This window comes from Microbacterium sp. NPDC087591, from assembly GCF_044743625.1.
Lineage (GTDB): Bacteria > Actinomycetota > Actinomycetes > Actinomycetales > Microbacteriaceae > Microbacterium.
Window position 1 is genome coordinate 1,569,001 of record NZ_JBIUWU010000001.1, and the last position, 21,554, is coordinate 1,590,554.

Here is a 21,554-nt window from a genome sequence, read left to right on the forward strand (position 1 = left end):
CCGTGAGGGGATCACCCCGTGAGCATCCAGGCCCCCACCCTCGGCCGTGCATCCTCCGGCTCGGCTTCCCTCTCCGCCGCTCCGTCCGGCGCCGGCATCCTGCACCTCGGACTCGGCAGCTTCCATCGGGCGCACCAGGCGGTCTACACCGCGTCCGCCCTGCAGAGCACCGGTGGCGACTGGGGCATCATCGGCGTCGCCTCCCGCTCTCGCACAGTGGTCGACGCGATGCACGCGCAGGACATGCTCTACTCGGTCGCGACGATCTCGCCCGCGGGCACCTCGCTCACCATTCCCGGCGTGCACACGGATGCCTTCGTCGGCGCGGCCCAGCCCGAGCGCATCGTCGCGCACCTCGCGGATCCGAACATCCGCATCGTGACGCTCACCGTCACCGAGAACGGCTACAGCTACTCGGCGGCCACGCAGCGCCTCGACCTCGACGACCCCGCCGTGCAGGCCGACCTGGGCGGCGGGGCACCACGCTCCACGATCGGCCAGCTGGCCCGCGGCCTCCAGGCGCGCGCCACGGCCGGCGGCGGCCCGCTCTCGGTGCTCAGCTGCGACAACCTCGCCGCCAACGGCAAGCACACCGAGAAGCTGGTGCGCGAGTTCCTCGATGCGCTGCCCCAGGGCGAGGGAGCCGACACGCTCGCCTTCCTCGACCAGTCGGTGACGTTCCCCTCCAGCATGGTCGACCGCATCGTTCCGTCCACCACCGCGCAGATGCGCGAGCAGGTCAGCGCGCTCCTCGGCGTCCGCGACGAGGTTCCGGTGCCCGCCGAGCCGTTCACGATGTGGGCGATCGAAGACCGGTTCGCCGGTGGACGCCCCGCCTGGGAGGCCGGCGGTGCCGTGTTCACGAACGAGGTGGGACGCTACGAGCAGATGAAGGTGCGGCTGCTCAACGGCACCCACTCCCTCATCGCCTACCTCGGCGCGCTCCGCGGCGTCGCGACGATCCCGGAAGCCATCCGTCTCGACGAGATCGAGGAAGCGGCCCGGTCCATCCTGCGCAGCGAATACGAGCCGTCCGTCGATGTGCCATCCGGCGTCGACATCCGCGAGTACGAGAGCCAGCTCTTCGAACGCTGGGGCAACACCGCGCTCGGCCACCGCACGAGCCAGGTCGGCACCGACGGCTCGGTCAAGCTGCGCCAGCGCATCCCGGAGCCGGCGATGCTCGCGCTGGGCCAGGGTGAGATGCCGCACCTGATCGCGCTGACGGTCGCCGGCTATCTGTCGTGCATCGCGCCGCTGCCCGGCTTCGACCCCGGTCTGCATGCCGCCGCCATGACGGATGCCGCACGCGAGCGCCTGGCCGCCCTGGCTGCGAGCGCGCGCCACGGACGCGACCTCGCCGAGCGTGTGATCGCCGGGCTGCAGCTGTTCGGTGATGAACTCGCGGGGCAGGACGCGTTCATCACCCGCGTCGGCGAACTGATCGACATCATCCGCGGTCCCGGAATCGACGCGGCCATCTCCGACGCCGTCTCGGCATCGCACACGATCATGAAGGAGGGGCGACGATGAAGGCTCTCGCCATCCACGGCAAGGAAGACATCCGCTGGGAGGACCGCGAGGTCCCGACGCCCGGTGACGGCGAGGTGCGCCTGCGGGTGAACTACGTCGGCATCTGCGGATCCGACCTGCATTACTACTTCCACGGCGCGAACGGCGAGTACACGATCCGTGAGCCGCTGACCCCCGGACACGAGCTGTCGGGCGTCGTCGACCTCGACCCGTCCGGCCGCCTCGCTCCCGGCACACCGGTGACCGTGCACCCCGCGCGCTACGGCCCCAGCATCCCCGGTCTCGAGAACCGCCCGCACCTGCGCCCCGGTGGCGACTACTTCGGCAGCGCGGCGGCGAGCCCGCACCGCCAGGGTGGGGCATCCGAGTACCTGTTGGTGGAAGACCACATGGTGCGCGTGCTCCCCGAGAGCCTCCCGCTCGAGCGCGCCGCCCTCGCCGAGCCGCTCGCCGTCGCGATCCACGCCGTGAGCCTCGCGGGCGACCTCAGCGGCAAGCGGGTGCTGGTCATCGGCGCAGGTCCCATCGGTCTGCTCGTGGTCGCGGCCGCCGTGCACGCCGGCGCGGGCGTCGTCGGCGCGAGTGACGTGCGCACCGAACCCCTCGACCGCGCACAAGCCCTCGGCGCGACCGAGCTCTCGCTCGTCGGCCGCGACACGATCGAGAACGAGTCGTACGACGTGGTGTTCGAGTGCTCCGGCGTCGGAGTCGCCCTGACGCAGGCCGTCCGCGCCGCACGCCGCGCCGGCACCATCGTGCAGGTCGGCATGCTCCCGAACGCGGAGATCGGGGTCAACCTCGCTCCTCTGCTCGCGAAGGAGCTCACGATCCGCGGCGCTTTCCGCTTCTCGACCGAGATCGACGACGCGGTGACGATGCTCGCCGAGTCCGACGCCCTCGACCCGGTCATCTCCCACGTCATCCCCGCATCCGACGCCGTGCGCGCGTTCGAACTCGCTCGCGACTCGTCCGCCTCGGCCAAGGTTCTGCTCTCCCTCTAGCGATACCCCCCCCCGTTCCCGGTCCAAAGGAGTACCTCCCATGTCAGAACCGCAGACGACGGCACCCGCCGTCGACGATCCCACCGCGAAGAGATCGGTCAAGGACCTCGTCCGCGCCGCGATCTCCGGGTGGCTCGGCACCGCCCTCGAGTTCATGGACTACCAGCTCTACTCGCTGGCCGCCGCACTCGTCTTCGCCGATCTCTTCTTCTCCTCCGAGAACCCCGCCGTGGCCGTCGTCGCGGCGATGGCGACCTACGGCGTCGGCTACGTCGCCCGCCCGGTCGGCGCGTTCTTCTTCGCCCGTCTCGGTGACAAGACCGGCCGCACGAAGGTGCTGTTCTACACGATCCTCCTGATGGGACTCGCGACCACCCTCATCGGCTTCCTGCCGACGTACAACCAGGTGGGCGTCCTCGCGCCGATCCTGCTCGTCCTCCTTCGCATCGCCCAGGGCTTCGGCGCGGGCGCCGAGATCTCGGGCGCCGGCGTCATGCTTGCCGAGTACGCACCGGCGAAGCGCCGCGGCATCATCGCCTCTCTCGTCGCCCTCGGCACCAACTGCGGAACCCTGCTCGCCTCCGGCATCTGGGCGATCCTCCTCGTCGCGTACAGCGAGCAGGAGGTCATCGACTGGGCATGGCGCATCCCCTTCATCGGCAGCGCGATCATCATGCTCTTCGCGATCTGGGTGCGCTTCAACCTCAAGGAGACCCCGGTCTTCGAGGAGCGCGACGACGTCGTCGACGGCAAGGCTCTCTCCCGCGAAGAGACGATCCAGCTCGCCACCGAGACCGGCGACGTGCGCACGCTCGAGGCGATGGAGCGCAAGCCCTGGAAGGCGTTCTCGATCGCCCTCCTGCTGCGCTTCGGCCAGGCCGGCAACTCCGGCATGATCCAGACGTACCTGATCAGCTACATCACCGTCGTGCTGCTGCTCGACCGCTCGATCGGCGTCAACGCCGTGATCGTCTCGTCGCTCGTCGCGTTCATCACCGTGCCGCTGTCGGGCTGGCTCGGCGACAGGTTCGGCCGCAAGCGCATGTACATGGTCTGGGCGGTCGTCGCGCTGATCATCATCATCCCGACGATGCTCATGATCAGCAGCGGTGTCACCCTGCAGGTCTTCATCGGCTACGTCGTGCTGCACAACCTCGCGGTGATGAGCTTCGCGTCGCTCGAGAACCTCACGCTGCCCGAGCTGTTCGGTGCCCGCAACCGTTACACCTTCACGGCCATGGCCCGCGAGATCGCCGCCATCATCGCGACCGGCGCTGGGCCTGTCATCGCCGCCGCGTGGGTCTCGGCCGTGACCGGCTCGTTCATCCCGATCATCATCATGCTCTTCATCTTCACGCTGAGCGCACTGATCGCGTCGATCTGGATGCCCGAGGTCGCCGGTCGCGATCTCACCGACCCGCGCGACGCGATCTGACCGAACCGACACCCACTCGGGGTGCGGCCGCCCGAACGGCCGCACCCCACCTCCACCCCCACTCCTGAGGAACCCCTGCCATGACCATCGAGCTCGTCGACGTCAACATCACCAGCCCCGGACGCAACTTCGTCACGCTCAAGATCACGACCTCCGACGGCATCGTCGGGTGGGGTGACGCCACACTGAACGGTCGCGAGCTCGCGGTCGCCTCCTATCTCTCCGACCACGTCGCCTCGATGCTCATCGGCCGCGACGAGGACCGGATCGAAGACACCTGGCAGTACCTCTACCGCGGACCGTACTGGCGTCGCGGTCCCGTCACGATGGCCGCGATCGCCGCAGTCGACATGGCGCTGTGGGACATCAAGGCCAAGAAGGCCGGGATGCCGCTGTACCAGCTGCTCGGCGGTGCGAGCCGCGAGGGCGTGCGGGTCTACGCGCACGCCTCCGGCACCGACTATGCGGCGCTCAAGAACGCGATCACCGGCTACGAGGAGCTCGGCTACACCGCCGTGCGCGTGCAGACCGGTGTGCCCGGCCTCGGCCAGATCTACGGCGTCTCGTCCACCGGCCCCGGCGTGCGCTACGACTACGAGCCCGCCAAGCGCGTCGAGAACGGCCGCCCCAGCGAGGAGCGGTGGGACACCCGCAACTACCTGAACCACATGCCCGGGATCTTCTCGCAGATCCGCGAGGACTTCGGCACCGACCTGCGCATCCTGCACGACGGCCACCACCGGATGACCCCGATCGAGGCCGCCCGCTTCGCCAAGGACATCGAGCCCTACGACCTGTTCTGGCTCGAGGACTGCACGCCCGGCGAGGACCAGTCGGCCCTCCGCCTGGTGCGCCAGCACTCCACGACTCCGCTCGCGATCGGCGAGGTCTTCAACTCGGTGTACGACTACCAGACGCTCATCACCGAGCGGCTGATCGACTACGTGCGCTCCGCCGTCACCCACACCGGTGGCATCACCGCGATGAAGAAGCTGCTCGACTTCGCCGCGATCTACGGCATCCGCTCCGGCATCCACGGCCCGACCGACATCTCGCCCGTCGGCATGGCCGCCGCGCTGCACCTGGACCTCGCGATCCACAACTTCGGCATCCAGGAGTACATGCCGCACAACGAGAAGACGCTCGAGGTGTTCCAGACGTCGTTCACGTTCGACAAGGGCTTCCTGCACCCCGGCGAGCAGCCCGGTCTCGGTGTCGAGCTCGACGAGGAAGCCGCAGCCGGGTACGAGTACACCAAGGCGTACCTGCCCGTGAACCGCCTGCTCGACGGGACCGTCCATGACTGGTGAGACGTCCCGTATCGCGCTGCCCGAGCGCACGGTCGAGTCCCGGCTCATCGTCGTCGCCCGCGCACAGCGCGCCGAGGACTACGACGCCGTGCTCGACGTGCTGGTGGACGCCGGCATCCGCAGTGTCGAGCTGACGCTCACCACACCGGGCACGTTCGCGCACTTCCCGCAGTTGCGCGAACGCTTCGGTGACGTGGTGGACCTCGGCATCGGCACTGTGACGAGCAGCGACGACCTCACCCGCGCGATCGATGCGGGAGCGACGTACATCGTCACCCCGATCACCTCGACCGCGTTCGTGCAGCAGGCGACGGACGCCGGCGTGCCGATCGTTCCCGGAGGGCTCACCCCGACCGAGCTGTTCGCGTCGTGGTCGGCGGGCGCATCGGCCGTGAAGGTGTTCCCCGCCGGCCAGGTGGGGCCCGGATATCTGAAAGATCTGCGCGGCCCGTTCCCCGACATCGTCGCTGTGCCGTCGGGCGGCGTCGACCTGGCGGGAGCAGAGGCCTGGCTGGCCGCGGGTGCGGTCGCGGTGAGCGTCGGCGGCCCGCTGCTCGGCGATGCGTTCGGCCGCGGCGACCTCGGCGCGCTGCGCGACCGGGCCGCGGCCTTCGTCGCGGTCTGCGCGCGATGACTCGACCCTCGGTGGTCACGCTCGGCGAGACCATGGCGCTCGTACGCACGACCGAGATCGGATCGCTGCGCCACGCGTCCGAGCTGCGGTTCGGCATCGGCGGAGCGGAGAGCAACGTCGCGATCGGACTGGCTCGGCTCGGCGTGCCCGTGTCCTGGCTGGGCCGCGTCGGCGACGACTCTCTCGGTGAGCGCGTGGCGCGGGAGCTCCGTGGCGAAGGCGTGGACGCGCGCGCCGTGGTCGACGCGGATGCCCCCACCGGCCTCATGGTCAAGGAGAAGCCGTCGGTCTCATCGACGGCCGTCCACTACTACCGGGCGGGGTCGGCGGGGTCGCGGCTGGCCGCCTCCGATCTCCCGGACGGCTGGGTCGAAGGCGCCGCGCTGCTGCACCTCACCGGCATCACACCGCTGCTGTCGGAGTCGGCCAGGGGCGCCGTGCACGCGGCCCTGGATCAGGCGAAAGCCGCGGGCGTGACCGTGAGCTTCGACATCAACTACCGGTCCGCGCTGGATTCGGCCGCGGTCGCAGGGCCTGTGCTCCGCGAGATCGCCGAGCGGGCCGACATCGTCTTCGGCGGGGCCGAGGAGTTCGCGATCCTCTACCCGGATACATCGGCCGACGATTCTCCTGCACTGCTCCACGCGGCCGGGTGTGCCGCCGTCGTCATCAAGCTCGGGCCGAAGGGCGCAGCCGTGCACATCGGCGACCGGGTCGTCGCCTCGCCCGGGTTCGTGATCGACGTGGTCGACACGGTCGGTGCCGGTGATGCGTTCGTCGCGGGGTACCTCAGCGCCCTGCTCGACGGTGCCGATCTGGATGCCGTGCTGAGGCGCGCGAACGCCTGCGGCGCGATGGCCTGCCTGGTGCCGGGCGACTGGGAGGCCGCGCCCACGCTGCGCGAACTCGACCGGTTCCTCACCGGCGATGCCGACCCGGTGCGGCGCTGACGCGTCGATAAGCCGATGGACTGCAGGGAGGGCGCCCACTTAGGGTCGTAACTGGAAGTCGTCGCCCGCCCGGAAGGTCCTGATCGTGTTCTCATCGGTTGTGCTCTCCCAATGGGTGCCGGACGAAGTCCGCAGTCTGCCGGCGGGCGAGGTCGCGGTGTCGGTCGATCCCGCGCTGTCGGCGAATAGATCGGTGTCGTTGCTGCGGCGAGAAGATGGGAGCGCCGTGCTCTCGGTCTCGCTCGAGCGGGCGAGCGAGCTCGAGCTCGTTGGCGAGGAGCGCGTTGACCCGGCTGATCTCTCCGCACGGATGGAGCGCGTGGGAATCTCTTTCAACGATCCGGATCATCTCTTCTACCTGGCACTCGAAGACCAGGCAGTTCTTCTCAGCGAGAGTTTCGGTGCCGGAACGCGCCAGCTCACTGCCGCGGATGCGTCGGTTTTCGAGGATTTCGCAAGCGATACGCCCGAGGAGGACCTCGACGAAGCGTTCGTCGAACTCGACCATTGGCTCGTGTTCGGAACCTTCATCGACGACAGGTTGGTGAGTGCGGCGAGCATGTACCCGTGGAGCGGAACGCGCCTCGCTGATCTCGGAGTGATCACGCTCCCCGCGTTCCGTGGTCGTGGGCTGGGCCGCGTGACTGTCCGAGCGATGAGCGCAGAGGCACTGCGGCGAGGATACGAACCGCAGTATCGCTGTCAGCTCGACAACGCCGCCTCGGTCGCGCTCGCGCTCGCATCGGGATTCACTCGTCTAGGCGCGTGGGAAGTCATCGACACGGGTGAATAATGCTCAGTCTCCCCGCCCGTGCCCGGGGGTGAGGATCAACGCGAGGGCTCTGCCCTCAGAGCATGGTCGTGAGAACCCCACCGTCGGCGCGCAGTGCCGCACCGTTGGTGGCTGACGACAAGGGACTGGCGAGATAGGCCACCAAGTGCGCGATCTCCGCCGGTTCGATGAACCGCTGAAGAAGCGAGGTGTCGCGGATCAGCGAACTCTTCAGGTCGTGGACGGAGACCGAGTTCGCTGCGGCGATCTGTTCCACCTGATTCGAGACGCCGTCGGAATAGGTGGGACCGCCGAGCACGGTGTTGACCGTGACCCCGGTGCCCCGCGTCAGCTTGGCGAGGCCGTTCGCGACCGCGAGCGCCGCGGCCTTCGATGCCCCGTAGTGGATCATGCCGGCCGGAACATCGACCGCCGACTCGGTGCCGATGAAGATGATCCGACCCCACCCCTCGGCGAGCATGGCCGGCAGGAGCTGACGCGACAGTCGAACCGCGCCCATGACATTGACCTCGAACGACCGCGTCCACGCCGCGTCATCGAGCTCCGCGAAGGGGACGACATCGAAGATGCCCGCGTTGTTGACCAGCACATCTACGCGGCCGAGCTCCTCGATCAGCGCGTGCGCTTCCGCGGCATTCGAGAGGTCGGAGGCGATGCCGGACACATCCGCCTCCGGCACCTCTGAACGCAGCCTCGCGACGGCGTCTGCGACCCGCTCCGGCGAGCGTCCGTTGAGCACGACCGCTGCCCCCTCGGACGCACAGGCGACGGCCACCGCGAAGCCGATGCCCTGAGTTGAGCCGCTGACGAAGACCTTCTTGTCGCTGAGTTCGAGATTCACTGCTGCATCCATCCGTCGTAATTACTTTCTTAGGAAAGTTAACCCTAGGCGCGATCAATTTCCTGAGCAAGTCATGATCTAGGGTGGGGGCATGACCGATCTCGGACCGTCTGACGCCCTCCGCGACGAGGAGCTCGAGACGTGGTCAGCTCTCGCAACCCTGCTCGAGTGGCTCCCGGCTGCGCTCGACAGCCAGTTGCAGCGAGATTCCGGCATCAGTCATTTCGACTACGGCATCCTCTTCGCCCTCTCCCAGGCAGCCGAGCGCACGTTGCGGATGACGGAGCTGGCGAGCTATGCCAACAGCACCCTGTCCCGCCTCTCCCGCGCGGTGGCACGGCTCGAAGCCCGCGGCTGGGCGCGCCGCGCGCCCGATCCCGGTGACGGCCGCGTCACGCTCGCAACACTCACCGACGAAGGAGAAGCTGCCGCGCGCGCCGCCGCGCCGGGCCATGCCGCACTCGTGCGCCGTCTCGTCTTCGACACGCTCACCCCCGCCCAGGCGAAGCAACTACGCATCGTGAGCCGACGCATCACCGGCGCGATCCGCGACGAGGGCACGTGGGTGCCGCCGGCGTGACGTCGTGCAGGACATCTCGCGACATGCAGGAGAAAGCTCCGGTGAACGATCCTGCATCCGGCAATTTCTCCTGCAGACGGCAACCGACCGCAGCCTCCCCTGGGTGCTCCGGGCGTGGCGCCGACCTCGACCGCCCTCAGCTCTCGAGCGGCTCCGGACGCGCGAGGCCGACGTACGGCGCCAGCCGGCGCTCGAACTCCGCCCGGTCCGCACCCGGCAGCAGTCCGTTCGCGCCGTACATGACCGAGATGGAGTTCGGGAGGGAGCCGTACTCGGCCGAGGCCTCCGCCTGCTCCGAGAAGCGCCCGTCGGCGTCGAGCGAGAGATCCTGCATGGTGAACATCAGCCACTGGCCCTTCGGCCCCTCCAGCATCCCCGAGACGATCACCGACTCTTCCGGCGTCACTCCGCCGAAGGACTCCTTCAGGTCGGCGGCAGTCATGTGCTCGGAGTCGTGATCGAGCGTGAACTCCGTGAAGCCGCGTCGTGCCGCGACACTGGCGATGATCTCCAGCGCCCGCTCCTTCTCGGCCCAGGTCGCGGGCACGTGGGTGGACTGGCGCCCCTGCACGTTGAGCGTGCGGAGCATCGACGGCCCGCCGTAGAAGTTCTGCGCCGGAAAGGCGACCTGGTCTCCGTTGCCTGTGGACGGCGGCGCCCACTCGAGACCGAACTCCGCGGTCAGCGCCGTCTCGATCTCTTCGAGCAGCGCACGTCCTGCTGCCTCTCCCTCTTCCAGGCTGGGGCCGGAGAGGACATCCTCGGGGTCGAGGTCGGGGATCCCCGGGTAGTCCCGCCAGAACACCTCGCGCTGTCCGTCTTCCGTGGCCTCGACCGTCACGACACCGCGCGCATCGGAGACGAGCATCACCGCGATGGCCGCCGCCGGGGCGCCCACCACGACCGCACCGACGACGATCGCGCTGATCGCGAAGACCCGGCGGCGCGTGAAGGTTCCACGCCGTGCGCTCACCCCCTCGGACAACGCGGCCTGCAGCGCGCCGAGCGCCACCTGCACGCGAGGGATGCCGAGTTCCTCCGCTCCGGCGAGATCGGCGAGCCACTCCTCACGGCGCACCTCGCGCCGCGACCGGGGAAGGAGTGCCGCAGCGATGCGGACGAGCGTCTCGGAACCGTTCATCCCGGGATCCCGAAGGCGAGTCGCGGTGTGGGCGCGGCCACGACGCGGCGAGCGCGCGCAGCGACGAGCGCGGCGGCCTCTACGCGTCCCTCATCCGTGAGGCGGTAGTAGCGGCGACGCGGCCCCGCGTGGTCGGACTCCCCCTCCCAGTCGCCGACGATCCATCCGAGCTCTTCGAGCCGGGAGAGGATCGGGTACACCGTGCCCGGCGCGCGCTCCACGGCCTTCGCCAACGCGAGTCCCCAGATCGGGTCCGCGGATCCGAGCAGTACCTGCACCACGTCGAGAGTGGGTGCCGTGACCCGGGTCAGCTTCGTCATGCGGCTTATTCTACATATAAAGAACAAGCCTCACAGAGCGGATGCCGCCTCGGAACGTCAGCAGAGATGCTCTTCATCGAGTTGACGCGAGCGCGAGTCGACAGCTATCGTCGGATCACTGAGAGAGCGCTCTCTCCTAGTGTTCACAGACTTGGAGCCATCACAGATGCTGACTTCCGACGCCCAGCCGCAGGCGTTGCCCTCGACGGTCAACGGTGACGACGCGATCCCTCGCGATCTTGCTCGTCACGAACTGCGGCACGCATCCGACAGCGGTCACGACGTGACGACTCACGGAGAGCGGTTCCGGTTCCTCGAGCGGAGCGGAGCATCCGACGCCGACTTCCTCGCCCTCACCGCGGAACTCGAGACACTCGGGAACGCGAACTATTCGGCGAGCGAACCCTCCGACCTCGACGCGATCCGCGCGCTGCTGCCCGCACCGCACACCACGCCGATCAGCGACGACATCGCCAGAGCGGGAATCCACGCGGCCTGGACGGGGCGCATCGTGGGCAACATGCTCGGCAAGCCGATCGAGGACGGCACCCACTGGAGCTACGAGAAGATCAACGCCTACCTGGCGTCCGTCGACGCCGTGCCTCTCGTCGACTACATCCCCGTGTCGAGCTCAGCTGCCCTCGAATGGGGCTTCCTGCCCAACTGGACCGAGAGCACGCGCGGGCGCGTGGACGGGTCGAGCAGAGACGACGACATCGACTACACGATTCTGAATCTGCACATTCTCGAGCAGCATGGTGCAGCATTCGCTCCCGCTGACATCGCTGCCGCCTGGCTCGAGCGACTCCCCTATCGGCAGACGTTCACAGCGGAGCGCGCGGCCTACCGGAACATCGTTCGCGGGGTGCCGCCGACGCTCGCCGGCGGTACCGAGAATCCCTACCGGGAGTGGATCGGTGCACTCATCCGCGCCGACGTCTTCGGCATGGTGTGCCCCGGAGATCCGCGGAGGGCGGCCGAGCTGGCCTGGAAAGATGCCGTCGTCTCCCACCGAGGAAACGGCATCTATGCGGAGATGTGGGCTGCCTCACTGGTTGCAGGGGCTTTCGGGATCGACGATGTCTCCGAACTCATCCACGAGTCATTGCGTCATATTCCCCCGCACAGCAGGCTCGCGAACGAAGTTCGCACCGTGCTGGACGCCTTCACGGGCGGGGAGACCTGGGAGACGACGCTCGTCGCGTTGCACACGAGGCACAGCGAGAAGAACTGGGTGCACAGCATCAACAATGCCGGGGTGATCACCTCCGCGCTGCTGTGGGGCGATGGCGACTTCAGCCAGTCGATCGAACTGGCCGTTCGCGGGGCGTTCGACACGGACTCCAACGCCGCGACTGTCGGAGCCGTCGCCGGTGTGCTCGCGGGGCCTGAGGGAATCGATCAGCGATGGACGAGTCCCCTGCATGACCTCGTACGGTCCGCGATCTTCGGCTACGACCGTGTCTCGATATCGGATCTGGCCGAGAGAACCGACATCGTCCGCACGCGCATCTCGGGAGAGGGTGCCTGATGCCCTCGACCATCGAGAGTGCCGAGGTCATCGTGTGCTCGCCCGGCCGCAACTACGTCACCCTCAAGATCGTCACGAGTGACGGCGTCATCGGCTGGGGAGACGCCACCGTGAACGGGCGCGAACTGGCCGTCGCCTCCTACCTGCGCGATCATGTGTGCCCGCTGCTCGTCGGGCGCGATGCTCAGCGGATCGAGCAGACCTGGCAGTGGCTCTACAAAGGCGGGTACTGGCGACGCGGGCCCATCACGATGGCCGCCATCGGAGCCGTCGATCTCGCGCTCTGGGACATCAAGGGCAAGGAGCTGGGCGTGCCCGTGTACCAGCTGCTCGGCGGCGCGGTGCGGGATGGAGTGCTGACCTACGCCCACGCATCAGGCTGGGAGGTGCCGCAGCTTCTCGACGCCGTCGACGAGAAGCTCGAAGCGGGCTACCTCGCCGTGCGCGCGCAGTCCGGGATTCCCGGAAGACGCAGCGTGTACGCGGTCGCGTCTCCCGAACCGGATGAACCGACGAACGGCTTCCCCCCGGTCGAGGTCTGGGACACCGACGCCTACCTCCGCCACATCCCCGGCGTTCTCGAAGCGGTGCGCTCACACGTGGGGGACTCCATACGACTGCTCCACGATGCCCACCATCGACTCACACCGATCGAAGCGGCCCGGCTCGGCAAGGATCTGGAGCCGGTCCGGCTGTTCTGGCTCGAAGACGTCACGCCGGGCGAGAACCAGGAAGCACTCCGCCTGGTGCGCCAGCACACCACGACCCCGTTGGCGATCGGAGAGGTGTTCAACACCATCTGGGACTGCATGGGCTTCATCTCCGGGCAGTACATCGATTTCGTCCGCACCAGCGTCATGCACGCCGGTGGGATCTCACCGTCTCGCCGGATCAACGACTTCGCGTCGCTCTACCAGGTCAAGGTCGCCCCTCACGGCCCCTCGGATGTCTCGCCGATCACGATGGCGGCTTCGCTGCATCTCGATATCGCCACACCGAACCTCGGCATCCAGGAGTACATGGGGTACGCCCCCGAAACGCTCTCCGTATTCCGGGCCGACTACTCATTCGACAAGGGATACCTCCACCCGGGTGATGCGCCGGGGTTGGGCGTGGAGTTCGACGAGGTCGCCGCACGCGCCTTCCCCTATGAACGCTCGTACCTGCCTGTCGCGGAACGTGAAGACGGTACTCCGATCGATTGGTGACCCCTCGTAAGCCCGCCATGCGATGAACAGTCCATGGCTACCAGCCGACGACTGGTGCGATCAGTCGCTGGCGCTCCTGACGGCATCCGCCGCCAGGAACACGCACGCAGATCCACACGCAAAGGAGTGTCAAGTGGTGACCAGGAAACACAACATCATCCGATTCGGGGCAGGGGCGGCCGCGGTCGGTCTGCTGCTGACGGGATGCGCGCCGGCCGCAGAAGACGACGCCGCATCGGGCGACGTGACCCTCACGGTGGGGACGTTCAACGATTCGGGCTTCGCCGACGAGATGTTCGCCGAGTACGAAGAGCTCAACCCCGGGGTGAAGATCGTTCACAACAAGGCCGCCACGACCGACGACGCCCGCACCAACTTCTTCCAGAAGCTCGGCAAGACCGGCCTCTCCGACATCGAGTATGTGGAGGGCGACTGGTTGCCCGAGGTGATGGAGTACGCCGACCTGCTCGCACCCGTGCCGACCGACCTGAAGGATCGCTGGCTGGACTGGAAGGTCGAAGAGGCGACCGATCCCGAAGGCAACCTCATCGGATACGGCACGGACATCGGCCCGCTGGCGATCTGCTACCGCTCGGATCTGTTCGAGGGCGCCGGCCTTCCCACGGACCGTGACGCCGTGGCCGAGCTTCTCGGTGGAGACTGGGCGCGCTACTTCGAGATCGGAGACCAGTACGTCGAAGCGACCGGGCTTCCCTTCTTCGACTCGGCGCGAGGAGTCTGGCAGGGGATGATCAACCAGATCGCCGTTCCCTACGAAGACCCGAAGACCGGCGAGATCATCGCGACCGAGAACGATGAGGTCCGCAAGTCCTACGACCAGTTGCTGGCCGCGAGCTCGACGCAGTCGGCTCATCTGAGCCAGTGGAGCACCGACTGGTACGCGGCGATGGCCAACGGCGGCTTCGCGACCATGCTCTGCCCGGGCTGGATGCTGGGCGTCATCGAGGGCAACGCGAAGGACGTCACCACCTGGGACGTCGCCAATGTCTTCCCGAACGGCGGCGGCAACTGGGGTGGCTCGTATCTCACCGTCCCGGCTTCCGGAGCCAACGTCGAAGAGGCGCAGAAGCTCGCCGACTGGCTGACGGCGCCGGAACAGCAGCTCAAGTACTTCGAGAACGCGGGCCTCTTCCCCAGCCAGGTCGAGGCGATGAGCTCGCCGATCCTTCTCGAGGCGACCAACCCGTTCTTCAACGACGCCCCCATCGGGCAGATCTTCTCCGACAGGGCGCAGGCGGTCGAGGTCGCTCCGTTCAAGGGTGAGCTGTACTTCCAGGTCGCGACAGCGATGGGCGACGCGATCGCCCGCGTCGAAGACGGCACGCAGGACGCGGGAGCCTCCTGGGACCAGTGGGTCGAAAAGGTGAACTCGATCGAGTAATCCGCAGCCCCCGCCCGGGTCACGGGCGGGGGCTTCTCAACGAAATGAGACTTCGTTCATGCCTTCACATCGTTCGATCCTGCCGCAGCGGAACGGTGCCTCCGCTCTCCGGGAGAAGCTGACCCGGTGGGACGTGAAGTCCGCGCCGTATCTGTACATCGCGCCGTTCTTCCTGATCTTCGTCGCCACCGGCCTCTTCCCGATCGGCTACACGGCCGTCATCTCGCTCATGGAGTGGGACATGGTTCGCGGCACGGGTGAGTTCGTGGGATTCGACCAGTATTGGCGCGTGCTCTCCGCACCCGATTTCTGGATCGCGCTGCGCAACACGGTGAGCATCTTCCTGCTCTCCACGATTCCGCAGCTCGTCGCAGCGATCATCATCGCCGCCGCCCTCGATCGCAACATCAGAGCACGCACCTTCTGGCGCATGAGCGTTCTCGTCCCGTACGTCATGGCTCCCGTCGCCGTCGCCCTGATCTTCAGCAACATGTTCGGTGACAAGTTCGGGCTCGTTAACTCGCTGCTCACGCAACTGGGAATGACGTCCATCCCCTGGCACACCGATCCGTTCGCCAGCCACGTCGCGATCGCCACGATGGTCAACTTCCGTTGGACCGGGTACAACACGCTGATCCTGCTCGCCGCCATGCAGGCGATTCCTCGGGAGTACTACGAAGCGGCGACGGTCGATGGTGCCGGGGCGATCCGTCAGTTCCTGTCGATCACGATCCCCGGCTTGCGCGGAACCCTGATCTTCGTCGTCGTCACCTCCACGATCGGTGGACTCCAGGTCTTCGACGAGCCTCGGATGTACGACCACACGGGCACAGGCGGCCCCGACAACCAGTGGCTCACGATCGCGCTCTACCTCTACAACGTCGGATGGGGCGAGTGGGACTTCGGTCGAGCAGCCGCGATGGCGTGGATCCTCTTCGCGCTCATCCTGCTCGTCGGCCTCATCAACCTGATCGTCACGCGAGGGCTGGTCCGTGACGATGCTGCGGCGGTCGCGGAGACCCCCGGGCGGCGCTCCCGCCGCGCGCGCCGTGCCGCTCACGACAACGCACGACCGGTCGAGGAGGCCAACCGATGAGCCGTCACCTGCCGATGCCGAGCGCATCGAAGAACGTCCGTCGCGCGCGACGGTTCTCGCGACCGAGCCCGTGGGTCTACCTCTTCCTGGGTGTCGTGCTGCTGGCCAGCGTGTTCCCCTTCTACTGGTCGTTCCTGATCGGATCCGGCGACTCGTACACGGTTCGAGACCCGCACATGTCATGGCTGCCCGGCGGCAACTTCTGGGTGAATGTCGACAAGGTCGTCAACGACCCGTCAGTCAACTTCTGGCGTGCGCTGTGGAACTCGATCTACAGCTCGACTCTGATCGCCGTCTCGGTCGTCTTCTTCTCGACCCTGGCCGGGTGGGCCTTCTCGAAGCTCCATTTCCGCGGGCGGGGACGACTGCTGGTGATGGTCGTGGCGACCATGGCCGTGCCGATGCAGCTGGGCGTGGTGCCGCTGTACATCATGTTCAGCGAGCTCGGTTGGACCGGCAACATCGGCGCGATCATCATCCCGTCGCTCACCAGCGCCTTCGGCGTGTTCTGGATGACGCAGTACCTCAGACAGGCCGTCCCCGACGAACTCATCGAAGCGGCCAGGGTCGATGGCGCATCCTCGTTCCGATCGTTCCTCACGGTCGGAGTCCCCGCGGCGCGACCGGCAGCGGCGATGCTCGGGCTCTTCACCTTCGTATCCGCGTGGAACAACTTCTTCTGGCCGTTCATCGTGCTCGACCGGCAGGACCCGACGCTACCGGTCGCCCTGTCCCTGCTGCAGTCGGGCTACTTCGTCGACTACTCGGTCGTTCTGACCGGAGTGCTCCTCGCTACCGCGCCGCTTCTGCTCCTATTCGTCTTCGCAGGCAAGCAGTTGGTCAGCGGAATCATGGCGGGCGCCGTCAAGGGCTGACCACGCACCGGGATTCAGGTGGACTCGCGGACGATGAGCTCGGTCGCGAGCACCTGTCCCTGTTCGACGGGCTCTCCTGCGACCAGCGCGAGAGCCGTCGCCGCGAGGGCTGCACCTTGCTCACGTGAGGGCTGACGCACGGTCGTCAGCGGCGGAACCGTATCCGCCGCTGACGGCACGTCGTCGAAGCCGGCGATCGCGATGTCGTCTGGGATCCGAAGCCCCCGCTTTCTGAGGACACCCATCGCTCCGATGGCCATCAGATCGTTCGCAGCGAAGACAGCCGTGCACGAAGCGCTCTCGTCGAGCAGTCGTTCAGCGCCGGCGACGCCGCCGGCACTCGTGAAGTCCCCCGCCACGATCGGCCCGGCCTCGATGCCCGCCGCCTCGTGCGCGTCGAGATACCCCTGCAGGCGATCGACCGCGGCCGGCGAATCCTCTGGCCCTCGGATCATCGCGATCCGGCGGTGGCCCCTCTCCAGGAGATGACGGGTGACGAGCTCCGCGCCTCCCCGGTTGTCGACATCGACGTAATGGCACGTCGGTTCGGTGGCATCGGTGGGTCGTCCCGCGAGAACGACGGGAAGCGAGGCCGACATCATCGACATGAACGATTGCTCGATCCTGTGCGAGAAGAGGATGGCCGCATCGACCTTGCCCCCGAGCAACAGGTCCGACGTCTGTCGAGGGTCGTCCGCCGCGATCAGCACATCGAGAAGAAATCCGGAGCCTCGCATCTTTCCCTGGATTCCGGCCACCAGCGCCCCGAAGAAGGGATCGCCGAAGAAGCGCTCCACGTCCTCCGGTACGACGAGGGCCACAGCTCCCGCCCGACGACTCGCGAGCGAACGGGCGGACAGATTGGGCACATACCCCAGTTGCTTCACCACCACGTTGACGCGCTCGGCGAGCGCAGGGTCGACCGTGGACACCCCGTTCACGATGCGCGACACCGTGGCGCGCGAAACCCCCGCCTGACGGGCGACCTGTTCCAGTGTGACTGCGCTGTGCCGAGGGAGCATGTTCTCTCAATGTGTTCGTTCTGTCGCTGCGAGACAAGCGTGAGGAGCTGTCGGCGACCCGTCTCCACAATGCCCGAGATGGTGAGGCATGACAAACAGTCGATCGTCGCCTCGATCCGTCAGCGGAACGCGCGACTGATGCCCCCGGCGATCTGCGTCAGCTGCACGAAGCACAGGAAACGGAAGACCGGCCTGAGCAGCGCCCCCATGACCCTCCGGCGGCGGCGACCCGCGTGCAGCTCCCACCCGAACGAGAGACGCAGCTGCGCTCCTCCTGCGGCCGGCTCGATGTCGACTGAGACGACGCGCGCATTCGATCGCGGCTCATCGGGGTAAGTGAAGTGCCAGGTGACGTGCGACGGCCGCTCGCTCCGCACGGACTCGGCGTACTGCCGACGGATGCCGTCGCGGATCTTCAGCGGCTTGCCACCGGAACCCACCGTGCGCGTCCGCGCCTCCCAATGACCGGTCGCAGCATCCCTCCTCACGACCTCCCCGATGGTCGGCTCCCACTCCGCGAGGCGTTCGCCGTCGGCCAGCAGGGTCCACACGTCGAGCGGATCCGCCGGCACGAATGCCGTGTGCGTGCCGTGGATGGTGGGCTGCTCACCCGCCGTCCTCCGGTGTTCGGCGATCATCGCTGCGGCGTCGTCGAGCGCGTCGATGATGCGCTCGGGCTCCACGTCCATCCGCTCGAGAAGATCCGTCATGAGGCCACTGGGCTCGTCGAGCAGCGCGCGCAGCACGGCGGCCGAATCACCATCACGGTCTCCGGAGACGGCCTCCCTCATCACCGCGACCACCCGCTCCGTCCAGTCGTATCCGCCGGTCTCCGGATAGACGATGCGGCCGCCGGCACTGTCGGCCTGCACGCCCAGCGACCCCAGCTGGTCGACCTGCTGCTTCTCGATCGCCGAACGGGCCACGTCGAGAGTGATGCCGAGGCTGCGCAGCACCTGCCCCCCGATTCCCGCGTCGATCGTCAGTGCGAGGAAGAGGTGCTCGATGTCGGCATCCCGCAGTCCGAACCGGGACGCCTCCTCCATGGCCGCCAGCGAGAGGGTCTGACTCGTCGCGGCGGCGCGGATGAGCTTGCTCATGCGTTCCTCCTCGGGATCTCGATCGAGGGGTCGATCCGCTTCGCGTGCTTCTTGTGGACGGCCTGCCTCGTCACGCCGAGCGCATCGGCGATGCCCTGCCAGCTGATTCCCGCGCGCAACGCCGCTTCGACCTGCCGTAGTTCGAGGGTGTCGGCGAGACGTCGCAACGAGGCGACGGCGCGAAGACCCGCGCGCGGGTCGGAGGTGTCGGCCGCGATGTCGGCGATCTGAACGGATTCCATGTTGTCAACCTACGTTGCTAATCCCCCGCTTGTCAACCTTGGTTGCTCACTCGGCCTCCGCCGCTACGCCCGCCTCCGCCCGCCAGACCGCGCGCAGCACGTCGATCACGTCGTCCTGTCCGGCGCCGGTCGCGGCCGCTTCTGTCACCAGCTCCCTGATGTGCTTCAGCACGGATGCCGGCAGCAGCCCCGCCGACTCCGCGACGCGCGTGCCGGCGGCGGTGCGAGTGACCACCAGTCCGTCGTGCTCGAGCATCTTGTACGCCTTGGCGACCGTCCCTGCGGCGACGCCGAGGTCGGCCGCGGTCTGGCGCACGGTGGGCAGGCGCTCGTTCGCGCCGAGCTGGCCCGACACGATGAGCCCGCGCAGCTGCCGATAGATGTCCTGCGTAGGACTCCCCTCGTCGGCCGCCGACAGGATCGGAGACGCGGTCATCGCACGGCCTCCACATCGGCCGTGTCGGACTCCGCTCCTACCGGGACCTTGGGCGCACGGAGCCGCACTGCGACCAGCAGCAGCAAGGAGAAGGCGAGGACTTCGAGCACCGGTGCAGCCCAACCCGCCACGGCCGCGAGCTCCGCGTGGCGCCAGATCACCTCGTAGGGAGCGCCGTCGTTCTTCCCCTCGACCACGAGACCCGAGGCGGTGCCGGCGCCGGCGATCAGCCTCCAGGCACCCGCCAGCCCCAGCAGCATCGCGGCGGTCGCGATGCGTACGGCATCCCGCGCCACGGCACGACGCGCGTCCCGCTCGGCAGCGACCGTCTCCGGACGGATGTACGGCCGCGCCGCGTTGGCGTGCAGCACACCCCAGGCGGCCGCCGCCAGCAGTGCGGCGCAGATCAGGACGGGCACCCCGTAGGTCCATCCGTAGAAGTGCAGGCGCAGGGGGTCGACCGTCTCCTCATTGGGGATCGGGATCTCGAGCCATGCGGAATCACCCCGGCTGTCGGCATAGGCAGCCAGCCCCGCCGCGATCGATGTCGCCACGATGGCGACGAGCGCGACTACTCCCCCGATGAGCCCGACGCGCGGCCCGAAGCTCGTCCAGGTACGCCGAGCGCCGGACACGACGGGAACCTCCGAGGGTTTCGCGCCGCGCACCTCGATCGCCGCCACGACTCCGAGGCCGAGTGCGGCGACGAAGAGCGCCGTCGCGAAGCGCCACCACGGCAGCAGCTCCCCCAGCTCCAGCACGTAACCGCGCAGCACGTTCTCGACGGCGAAGGCGAGGACCACCAGGACTCCGGTGATCGCGAGCACCACGCGCTCGCGGCGGTGGCGCGCCTGGACGGATCGGATCACCTCCGCGGCACCGCCCTGCCCGCGCCGGACGCCGAGCTGCGGCCGGGACGCGAAGATCAGGATCACGGCGACGACCACCGCGGCGAGGAACAGCGACAACAGCGGCAGCGAGAACGCCGCTCTCACCAGGTCCATCAGCCCGAACAGGGGTGCATCACTCTGTGACATCTCGTCTCCGATCTCCAAGTTGTGTCATATGTCTATCACAACTTGTACTCTGAGCGCGATACAAGCAGGGGAGACAGAATGGAGCCATGGAGTACGTGACGATCGAGATCCCGGTCCACCTCTGGTGGCGGGTCGACGGCTGCGTCGACAACAGCATGGCGATCGATGTGGTCGACGGCGTCGTGATGACGACGATGGCCGGCTCCTGCGTCCGTGATGCAGGATGGCGCGCGTCCGCCGCATTCGACGGCGAGCGGGATCAGTACGGATGGCCCCCGCAGCACCATCCGCTGCCCGTCGTGCTGCGCACCGTGCACTGGGAGTGGACCCTCGAGCAGCTCGACCGCTGGGAACCGTATGCGACGGACTCGAGCTCAGCCGAGGTGCGCACGCTCATCGCTGACGCTCTGCGCGATCGGTGAGCGGTGAGTGCGGGGCAGACTAGTCCTGACCGCGTCGAAAGGACACTCCGCATGACCACCTCCGCCACCCTCCGCTCCCTCAGCGGCGTCGTCGACAGCCCCGCTGCGCTGGCGACGTCGACCGTCGTGCTCGTCGACTTCCAGAACACCTACACGCGCGGCGAGATGGAGCTCGAAGGGTGGGATGCCGCGCTCGATGCTGCGGCAGAACTGCTCGCGAAGGCCAGGGAGGCGGGAGCGACAGTCATCCACGTGCAGCACGACGGCGGCGCGGGATCCGCGTACGACATCCGCGAGGACATCGGTGCCATCCACGATCGCGTCGCTCCGATCGAGGGCGAGGCCGTCGTGATCAAGCACGCCCCGAACTCGTTCGTCGGCACCGACCTCGGCGACCGTGTGGATGCCGCAGGTCACGACGACATCGTCATCGCCGGCTTCATGACCCACATGTGCGTGACGTACACGACCGAGGGCGCGTTCCTCCGCGGAAACCGCCCCACCGTGGTCGCTGCGGCGACGGCGACGCGCAGCCTGCCGTCCGTCGCGGGCGACGTGCCGGCGGAACAGCTGCACCGCTCGGCGCTGGCCGGCATCGCCGACCTCTACGCCACCGTCGTCGCGAACGTGTCCGACCTGCGCTGA

At 67.8% G+C, this 21,554-nt stretch carries 23 protein-coding genes; 15 read left to right on the top strand and 8 right to left on the bottom strand.

What is annotated here, in order from left to right; all coding sequences use genetic code 11:
* The first annotated feature begins 18 nt into the window (after positions 1-18).
* The 7 genes from ACIOVG_RS07330 to ACIOVG_RS07360 all read left to right on the top strand — a co-directional run bounded on the left by ACIOVG_RS07330 (position 19) and on the right by ACIOVG_RS07360 (position 7,656).
* On the top strand, positions 19-1,533 hold the full coding sequence (locus tag ACIOVG_RS07330; protein WP_400870914.1) for a mannitol dehydrogenase family protein: 1,515 nt from the start codon (positions 19-21) through the stop codon (positions 1,531-1,533).
* Positions 1,530-2,534, top strand: coding sequence for an L-idonate 5-dehydrogenase (locus tag ACIOVG_RS07335; protein WP_400870917.1), 1,005 nt, complete (start codon positions 1,530-1,532; stop codon positions 2,532-2,534). Before ACIOVG_RS07330 ends, ACIOVG_RS07335 begins: the two co-directional genes overlap by 4 nt.
* A 40-nt stretch (positions 2,535-2,574) precedes the next feature.
* Positions 2,575-3,969, top strand: a complete 1,395-nt coding sequence (locus tag ACIOVG_RS07340; RefSeq protein WP_400870920.1) for an MFS transporter — start codon at positions 2,575-2,577, stop codon at positions 3,967-3,969.
* An 80-nt stretch (positions 3,970-4,049) separates the two neighbouring features.
* Positions 4,050-5,279 carry a D-mannonate dehydratase ManD gene (manD, locus tag ACIOVG_RS07345; protein WP_400870923.1) on the top strand — a complete coding sequence of 410 codons (1,230 nt, stop codon included), beginning with the start codon at positions 4,050-4,052 and terminating at the stop codon, positions 5,277-5,279.
* Positions 5,269-5,913: a bifunctional 4-hydroxy-2-oxoglutarate aldolase/2-dehydro-3-deoxy-phosphogluconate aldolase gene (locus tag ACIOVG_RS07350; RefSeq protein ID WP_400870926.1), complete on the top strand. Its 645-nt coding sequence runs from the start codon at positions 5,269-5,271 to the stop codon at positions 5,911-5,913. Before manD (ACIOVG_RS07345) ends, ACIOVG_RS07350 begins: the two co-directional genes overlap by 11 nt.
* The gene (locus tag ACIOVG_RS07355; RefSeq protein WP_400870929.1) at positions 5,910-6,863 is read left to right on the top strand and encodes a sugar kinase; all 954 of its coding nucleotides are present in this window, start codon (positions 5,910-5,912) and stop codon (positions 6,861-6,863) included. The genes ACIOVG_RS07350 and ACIOVG_RS07355 overlap by 4 nt, the downstream gene beginning before the upstream one ends.
* A 157-nt stretch (positions 6,864-7,020) precedes the next feature.
* Positions 7,021-7,656, top strand: a complete 636-nt coding sequence (locus ACIOVG_RS07360; RefSeq protein ID WP_400870932.1) for a GNAT family N-acetyltransferase — start codon at positions 7,021-7,023, stop codon at positions 7,654-7,656.
* A gap of 55 nt (positions 7,657-7,711) precedes the next feature.
* Here ACIOVG_RS07360 and ACIOVG_RS07365 read toward each other — a convergent pair whose 3' ends face one another.
* On the bottom strand, positions 7,712-8,497 hold the full coding sequence (locus ACIOVG_RS07365) for an SDR family NAD(P)-dependent oxidoreductase (RefSeq protein ID WP_400870935.1): 786 nt from the start codon (positions 8,495-8,497) through the stop codon (positions 7,712-7,714).
* A 91-nt stretch (positions 8,498-8,588) separates the two neighbouring features.
* Here ACIOVG_RS07365 and ACIOVG_RS07370 point away from each other — a divergent pair, with 91 nt between their 5' ends.
* Positions 8,589-9,077, top strand: coding sequence for a MarR family winged helix-turn-helix transcriptional regulator (locus ACIOVG_RS07370; protein ID WP_400870938.1), 489 nt, complete (start codon positions 8,589-8,591; stop codon positions 9,075-9,077).
* A gap of 136 nt (positions 9,078-9,213) precedes the next feature.
* Here the strand turns inward: ACIOVG_RS07370 and ACIOVG_RS07375 are convergent, their stop codons facing one another.
* Together ACIOVG_RS07375 and ACIOVG_RS07380 are read right to left on the bottom strand one after the other, a co-directional pair.
* A complete protein-coding gene (locus ACIOVG_RS07375; protein ID WP_400870941.1) occupies positions 9,214-10,218 on the bottom strand; it encodes a hypothetical protein in 1,005 nt (334 codons plus the stop codon).
* Entirely contained in the window at positions 10,215-10,538 is a 324-nt protein-coding gene (locus tag ACIOVG_RS07380; RefSeq protein WP_400870944.1) for a PadR family transcriptional regulator, read from the bottom strand. Before ACIOVG_RS07380 ends, ACIOVG_RS07375 begins: the two co-directional genes overlap by 4 nt.
* Before the next feature lie 166 nt (positions 10,539-10,704).
* Between ACIOVG_RS07380 and ACIOVG_RS07385 the strand changes: the two genes are divergently transcribed.
* From ACIOVG_RS07385 to ACIOVG_RS07405, 5 genes are all read left to right on the top strand, one after another.
* Positions 10,705-12,069 carry an ADP-ribosylglycohydrolase family protein gene (locus ACIOVG_RS07385; RefSeq protein ID WP_400870947.1) on the top strand — a complete coding sequence of 455 codons (1,365 nt, stop codon included), beginning with the start codon at positions 10,705-10,707 and terminating at the stop codon, positions 12,067-12,069.
* Positions 12,069-13,277 (top strand): D-mannonate dehydratase ManD, encoded by a 1,209-nt coding sequence (gene manD, locus ACIOVG_RS07390; RefSeq protein WP_400870950.1) that lies wholly within the window; start codon positions 12,069-12,071, stop codon positions 13,275-13,277. The genes ACIOVG_RS07385 and manD (ACIOVG_RS07390) overlap by 1 nt, the downstream gene beginning before the upstream one ends.
* A 133-nt stretch (positions 13,278-13,410) precedes the next feature.
* Positions 13,411-14,679 (top strand): extracellular solute-binding protein, encoded by a 1,269-nt coding sequence (locus ACIOVG_RS07395; protein ID WP_400870953.1) that lies wholly within the window; start codon positions 13,411-13,413, stop codon positions 14,677-14,679.
* A gap of 58 nt (positions 14,680-14,737) precedes the next feature.
* Positions 14,738-15,775: a carbohydrate ABC transporter permease gene (locus ACIOVG_RS07400; RefSeq protein ID WP_400870956.1), complete on the top strand. Its 1,038-nt coding sequence runs from the start codon at positions 14,738-14,740 to the stop codon at positions 15,773-15,775.
* A gap of 14 nt (positions 15,776-15,789) precedes the next feature.
* Positions 15,790-16,650 (top strand): carbohydrate ABC transporter permease, encoded by an 861-nt coding sequence (locus ACIOVG_RS07405; protein ID WP_400872704.1) that lies wholly within the window; start codon positions 15,790-15,792, stop codon positions 16,648-16,650.
* 14 nt (positions 16,651-16,664) lie between these two features.
* On the opposite strand, the gene ACIOVG_RS07410 is transcribed toward ACIOVG_RS07405, so the two are convergent.
* The 5 genes from ACIOVG_RS07410 to ACIOVG_RS07430 form a co-directional block, all read right to left on the bottom strand.
* Positions 16,665-17,672 (bottom strand): LacI family DNA-binding transcriptional regulator, encoded by a 1,008-nt coding sequence (locus tag ACIOVG_RS07410; RefSeq protein ID WP_400870958.1) that lies wholly within the window; start codon positions 17,670-17,672, stop codon positions 16,665-16,667.
* A 119-nt stretch (positions 17,673-17,791) separates the two neighbouring features.
* A complete protein-coding gene (locus ACIOVG_RS07415; RefSeq protein ID WP_400870961.1) occupies positions 17,792-18,772 on the bottom strand; it encodes a Clp protease N-terminal domain-containing protein in 981 nt (326 codons plus the stop codon).
* Complete coding sequence (locus tag ACIOVG_RS07420; protein ID WP_363557200.1) at positions 18,769-19,014, bottom strand: hypothetical protein; 246 nt, start codon at positions 19,012-19,014, stop codon at positions 18,769-18,771. Before ACIOVG_RS07420 ends, ACIOVG_RS07415 begins: the two co-directional genes overlap by 4 nt.
* A 46-nt stretch (positions 19,015-19,060) precedes the next feature.
* A complete protein-coding gene (locus tag ACIOVG_RS07425; RefSeq protein ID WP_400870964.1) occupies positions 19,061-19,450 on the bottom strand; it encodes a GntR family transcriptional regulator in 390 nt (129 codons plus the stop codon).
* Positions 19,447-20,487: a hypothetical protein gene (locus ACIOVG_RS07430; protein WP_400870967.1), complete on the bottom strand. Its 1,041-nt coding sequence runs from the start codon at positions 20,485-20,487 to the stop codon at positions 19,447-19,449. Before ACIOVG_RS07430 ends, ACIOVG_RS07425 begins: the two co-directional genes overlap by 4 nt.
* 86 nt (positions 20,488-20,573) lie before the next feature.
* On the opposite strand from ACIOVG_RS07430, the gene ACIOVG_RS07435 reads away from it, so the two are divergent.
* Positions 20,574-20,909 carry a hypothetical protein gene (locus tag ACIOVG_RS07435; protein ID WP_400870970.1) on the top strand — a complete coding sequence of 112 codons (336 nt, stop codon included), beginning with the start codon at positions 20,574-20,576 and terminating at the stop codon, positions 20,907-20,909.
* Between the two features lie 51 nt (positions 20,910-20,960).
* Complete coding sequence (locus ACIOVG_RS07440; protein ID WP_400870973.1) at positions 20,961-21,554, top strand: isochorismatase family protein; 594 nt, start codon at positions 20,961-20,963, stop codon at positions 21,552-21,554.

Coding starts and splice junctions, on each gene's coding strand:
- ACIOVG_RS07425 (WP_400870964.1), bottom strand. CDS start 19,450: ATGACCGCGTCTCCGATCCTGTCGGCGGCCGACGAGGGGAGTCCTACG.
- ACIOVG_RS07405 (WP_400872704.1), top strand. CDS start 15,790: ATGCCGAGCGCATCGAAGAACGTCCGTCGCGCGCGACGGTTCTCGCGA.
- ACIOVG_RS07340 (WP_400870920.1), top strand. CDS start 2,575: ATGTCAGAACCGCAGACGACGGCACCCGCCGTCGACGATCCCACCGCG.
- ACIOVG_RS07435 (WP_400870970.1), top strand. CDS start 20,574: ATGGAGTACGTGACGATCGAGATCCCGGTCCACCTCTGGTGGCGGGTC.
- ACIOVG_RS07415 (WP_400870961.1), bottom strand. CDS start 18,772: ATGAGCAAGCTCATCCGCGCCGCCGCGACGAGTCAGACCCTCTCGCTG.
- ACIOVG_RS07410 (WP_400870958.1), bottom strand. CDS start 17,672: ATGCTCCCTCGGCACAGCGCAGTCACACTGGAACAGGTCGCCCGTCAG.
- manD (WP_400870923.1), top strand. CDS start 4,050: ATGACCATCGAGCTCGTCGACGTCAACATCACCAGCCCCGGACGCAAC.
- ACIOVG_RS07370 (WP_400870938.1), top strand. CDS start 8,589: ATGACCGATCTCGGACCGTCTGACGCCCTCCGCGACGAGGAGCTCGAG.
- ACIOVG_RS07385 (WP_400870947.1), top strand. CDS start 10,705: ATGCTGACTTCCGACGCCCAGCCGCAGGCGTTGCCCTCGACGGTCAAC.
- ACIOVG_RS07350 (WP_400870926.1), top strand. CDS start 5,269: ATGACTGGTGAGACGTCCCGTATCGCGCTGCCCGAGCGCACGGTCGAG.
- ACIOVG_RS07380 (WP_400870944.1), bottom strand. CDS start 10,538: ATGACGAAGCTGACCCGGGTCACGGCACCCACTCTCGACGTGGTGCAG.
- ACIOVG_RS07400 (WP_400870956.1), top strand. CDS start 14,738: ATGCCTTCACATCGTTCGATCCTGCCGCAGCGGAACGGTGCCTCCGCT.
- ACIOVG_RS07335 (WP_400870917.1), top strand. CDS start 1,530: ATGAAGGCTCTCGCCATCCACGGCAAGGAAGACATCCGCTGGGAGGAC.
- ACIOVG_RS07375 (WP_400870941.1), bottom strand. CDS start 10,218: ATGAACGGTTCCGAGACGCTCGTCCGCATCGCTGCGGCACTCCTTCCC.
- ACIOVG_RS07355 (WP_400870929.1), top strand. CDS start 5,910: ATGACTCGACCCTCGGTGGTCACGCTCGGCGAGACCATGGCGCTCGTA.
- ACIOVG_RS07440 (WP_400870973.1), top strand. CDS start 20,961: ATGACCACCTCCGCCACCCTCCGCTCCCTCAGCGGCGTCGTCGACAGC.
- ACIOVG_RS07420 (WP_363557200.1), bottom strand. CDS start 19,014: ATGGAATCCGTTCAGATCGCCGACATCGCGGCCGACACCTCCGACCCG.
- manD (WP_400870950.1), top strand. CDS start 12,069: ATGCCCTCGACCATCGAGAGTGCCGAGGTCATCGTGTGCTCGCCCGGC.
- ACIOVG_RS07430 (WP_400870967.1), bottom strand. CDS start 20,487: ATGTCACAGAGTGATGCACCCCTGTTCGGGCTGATGGACCTGGTGAGA.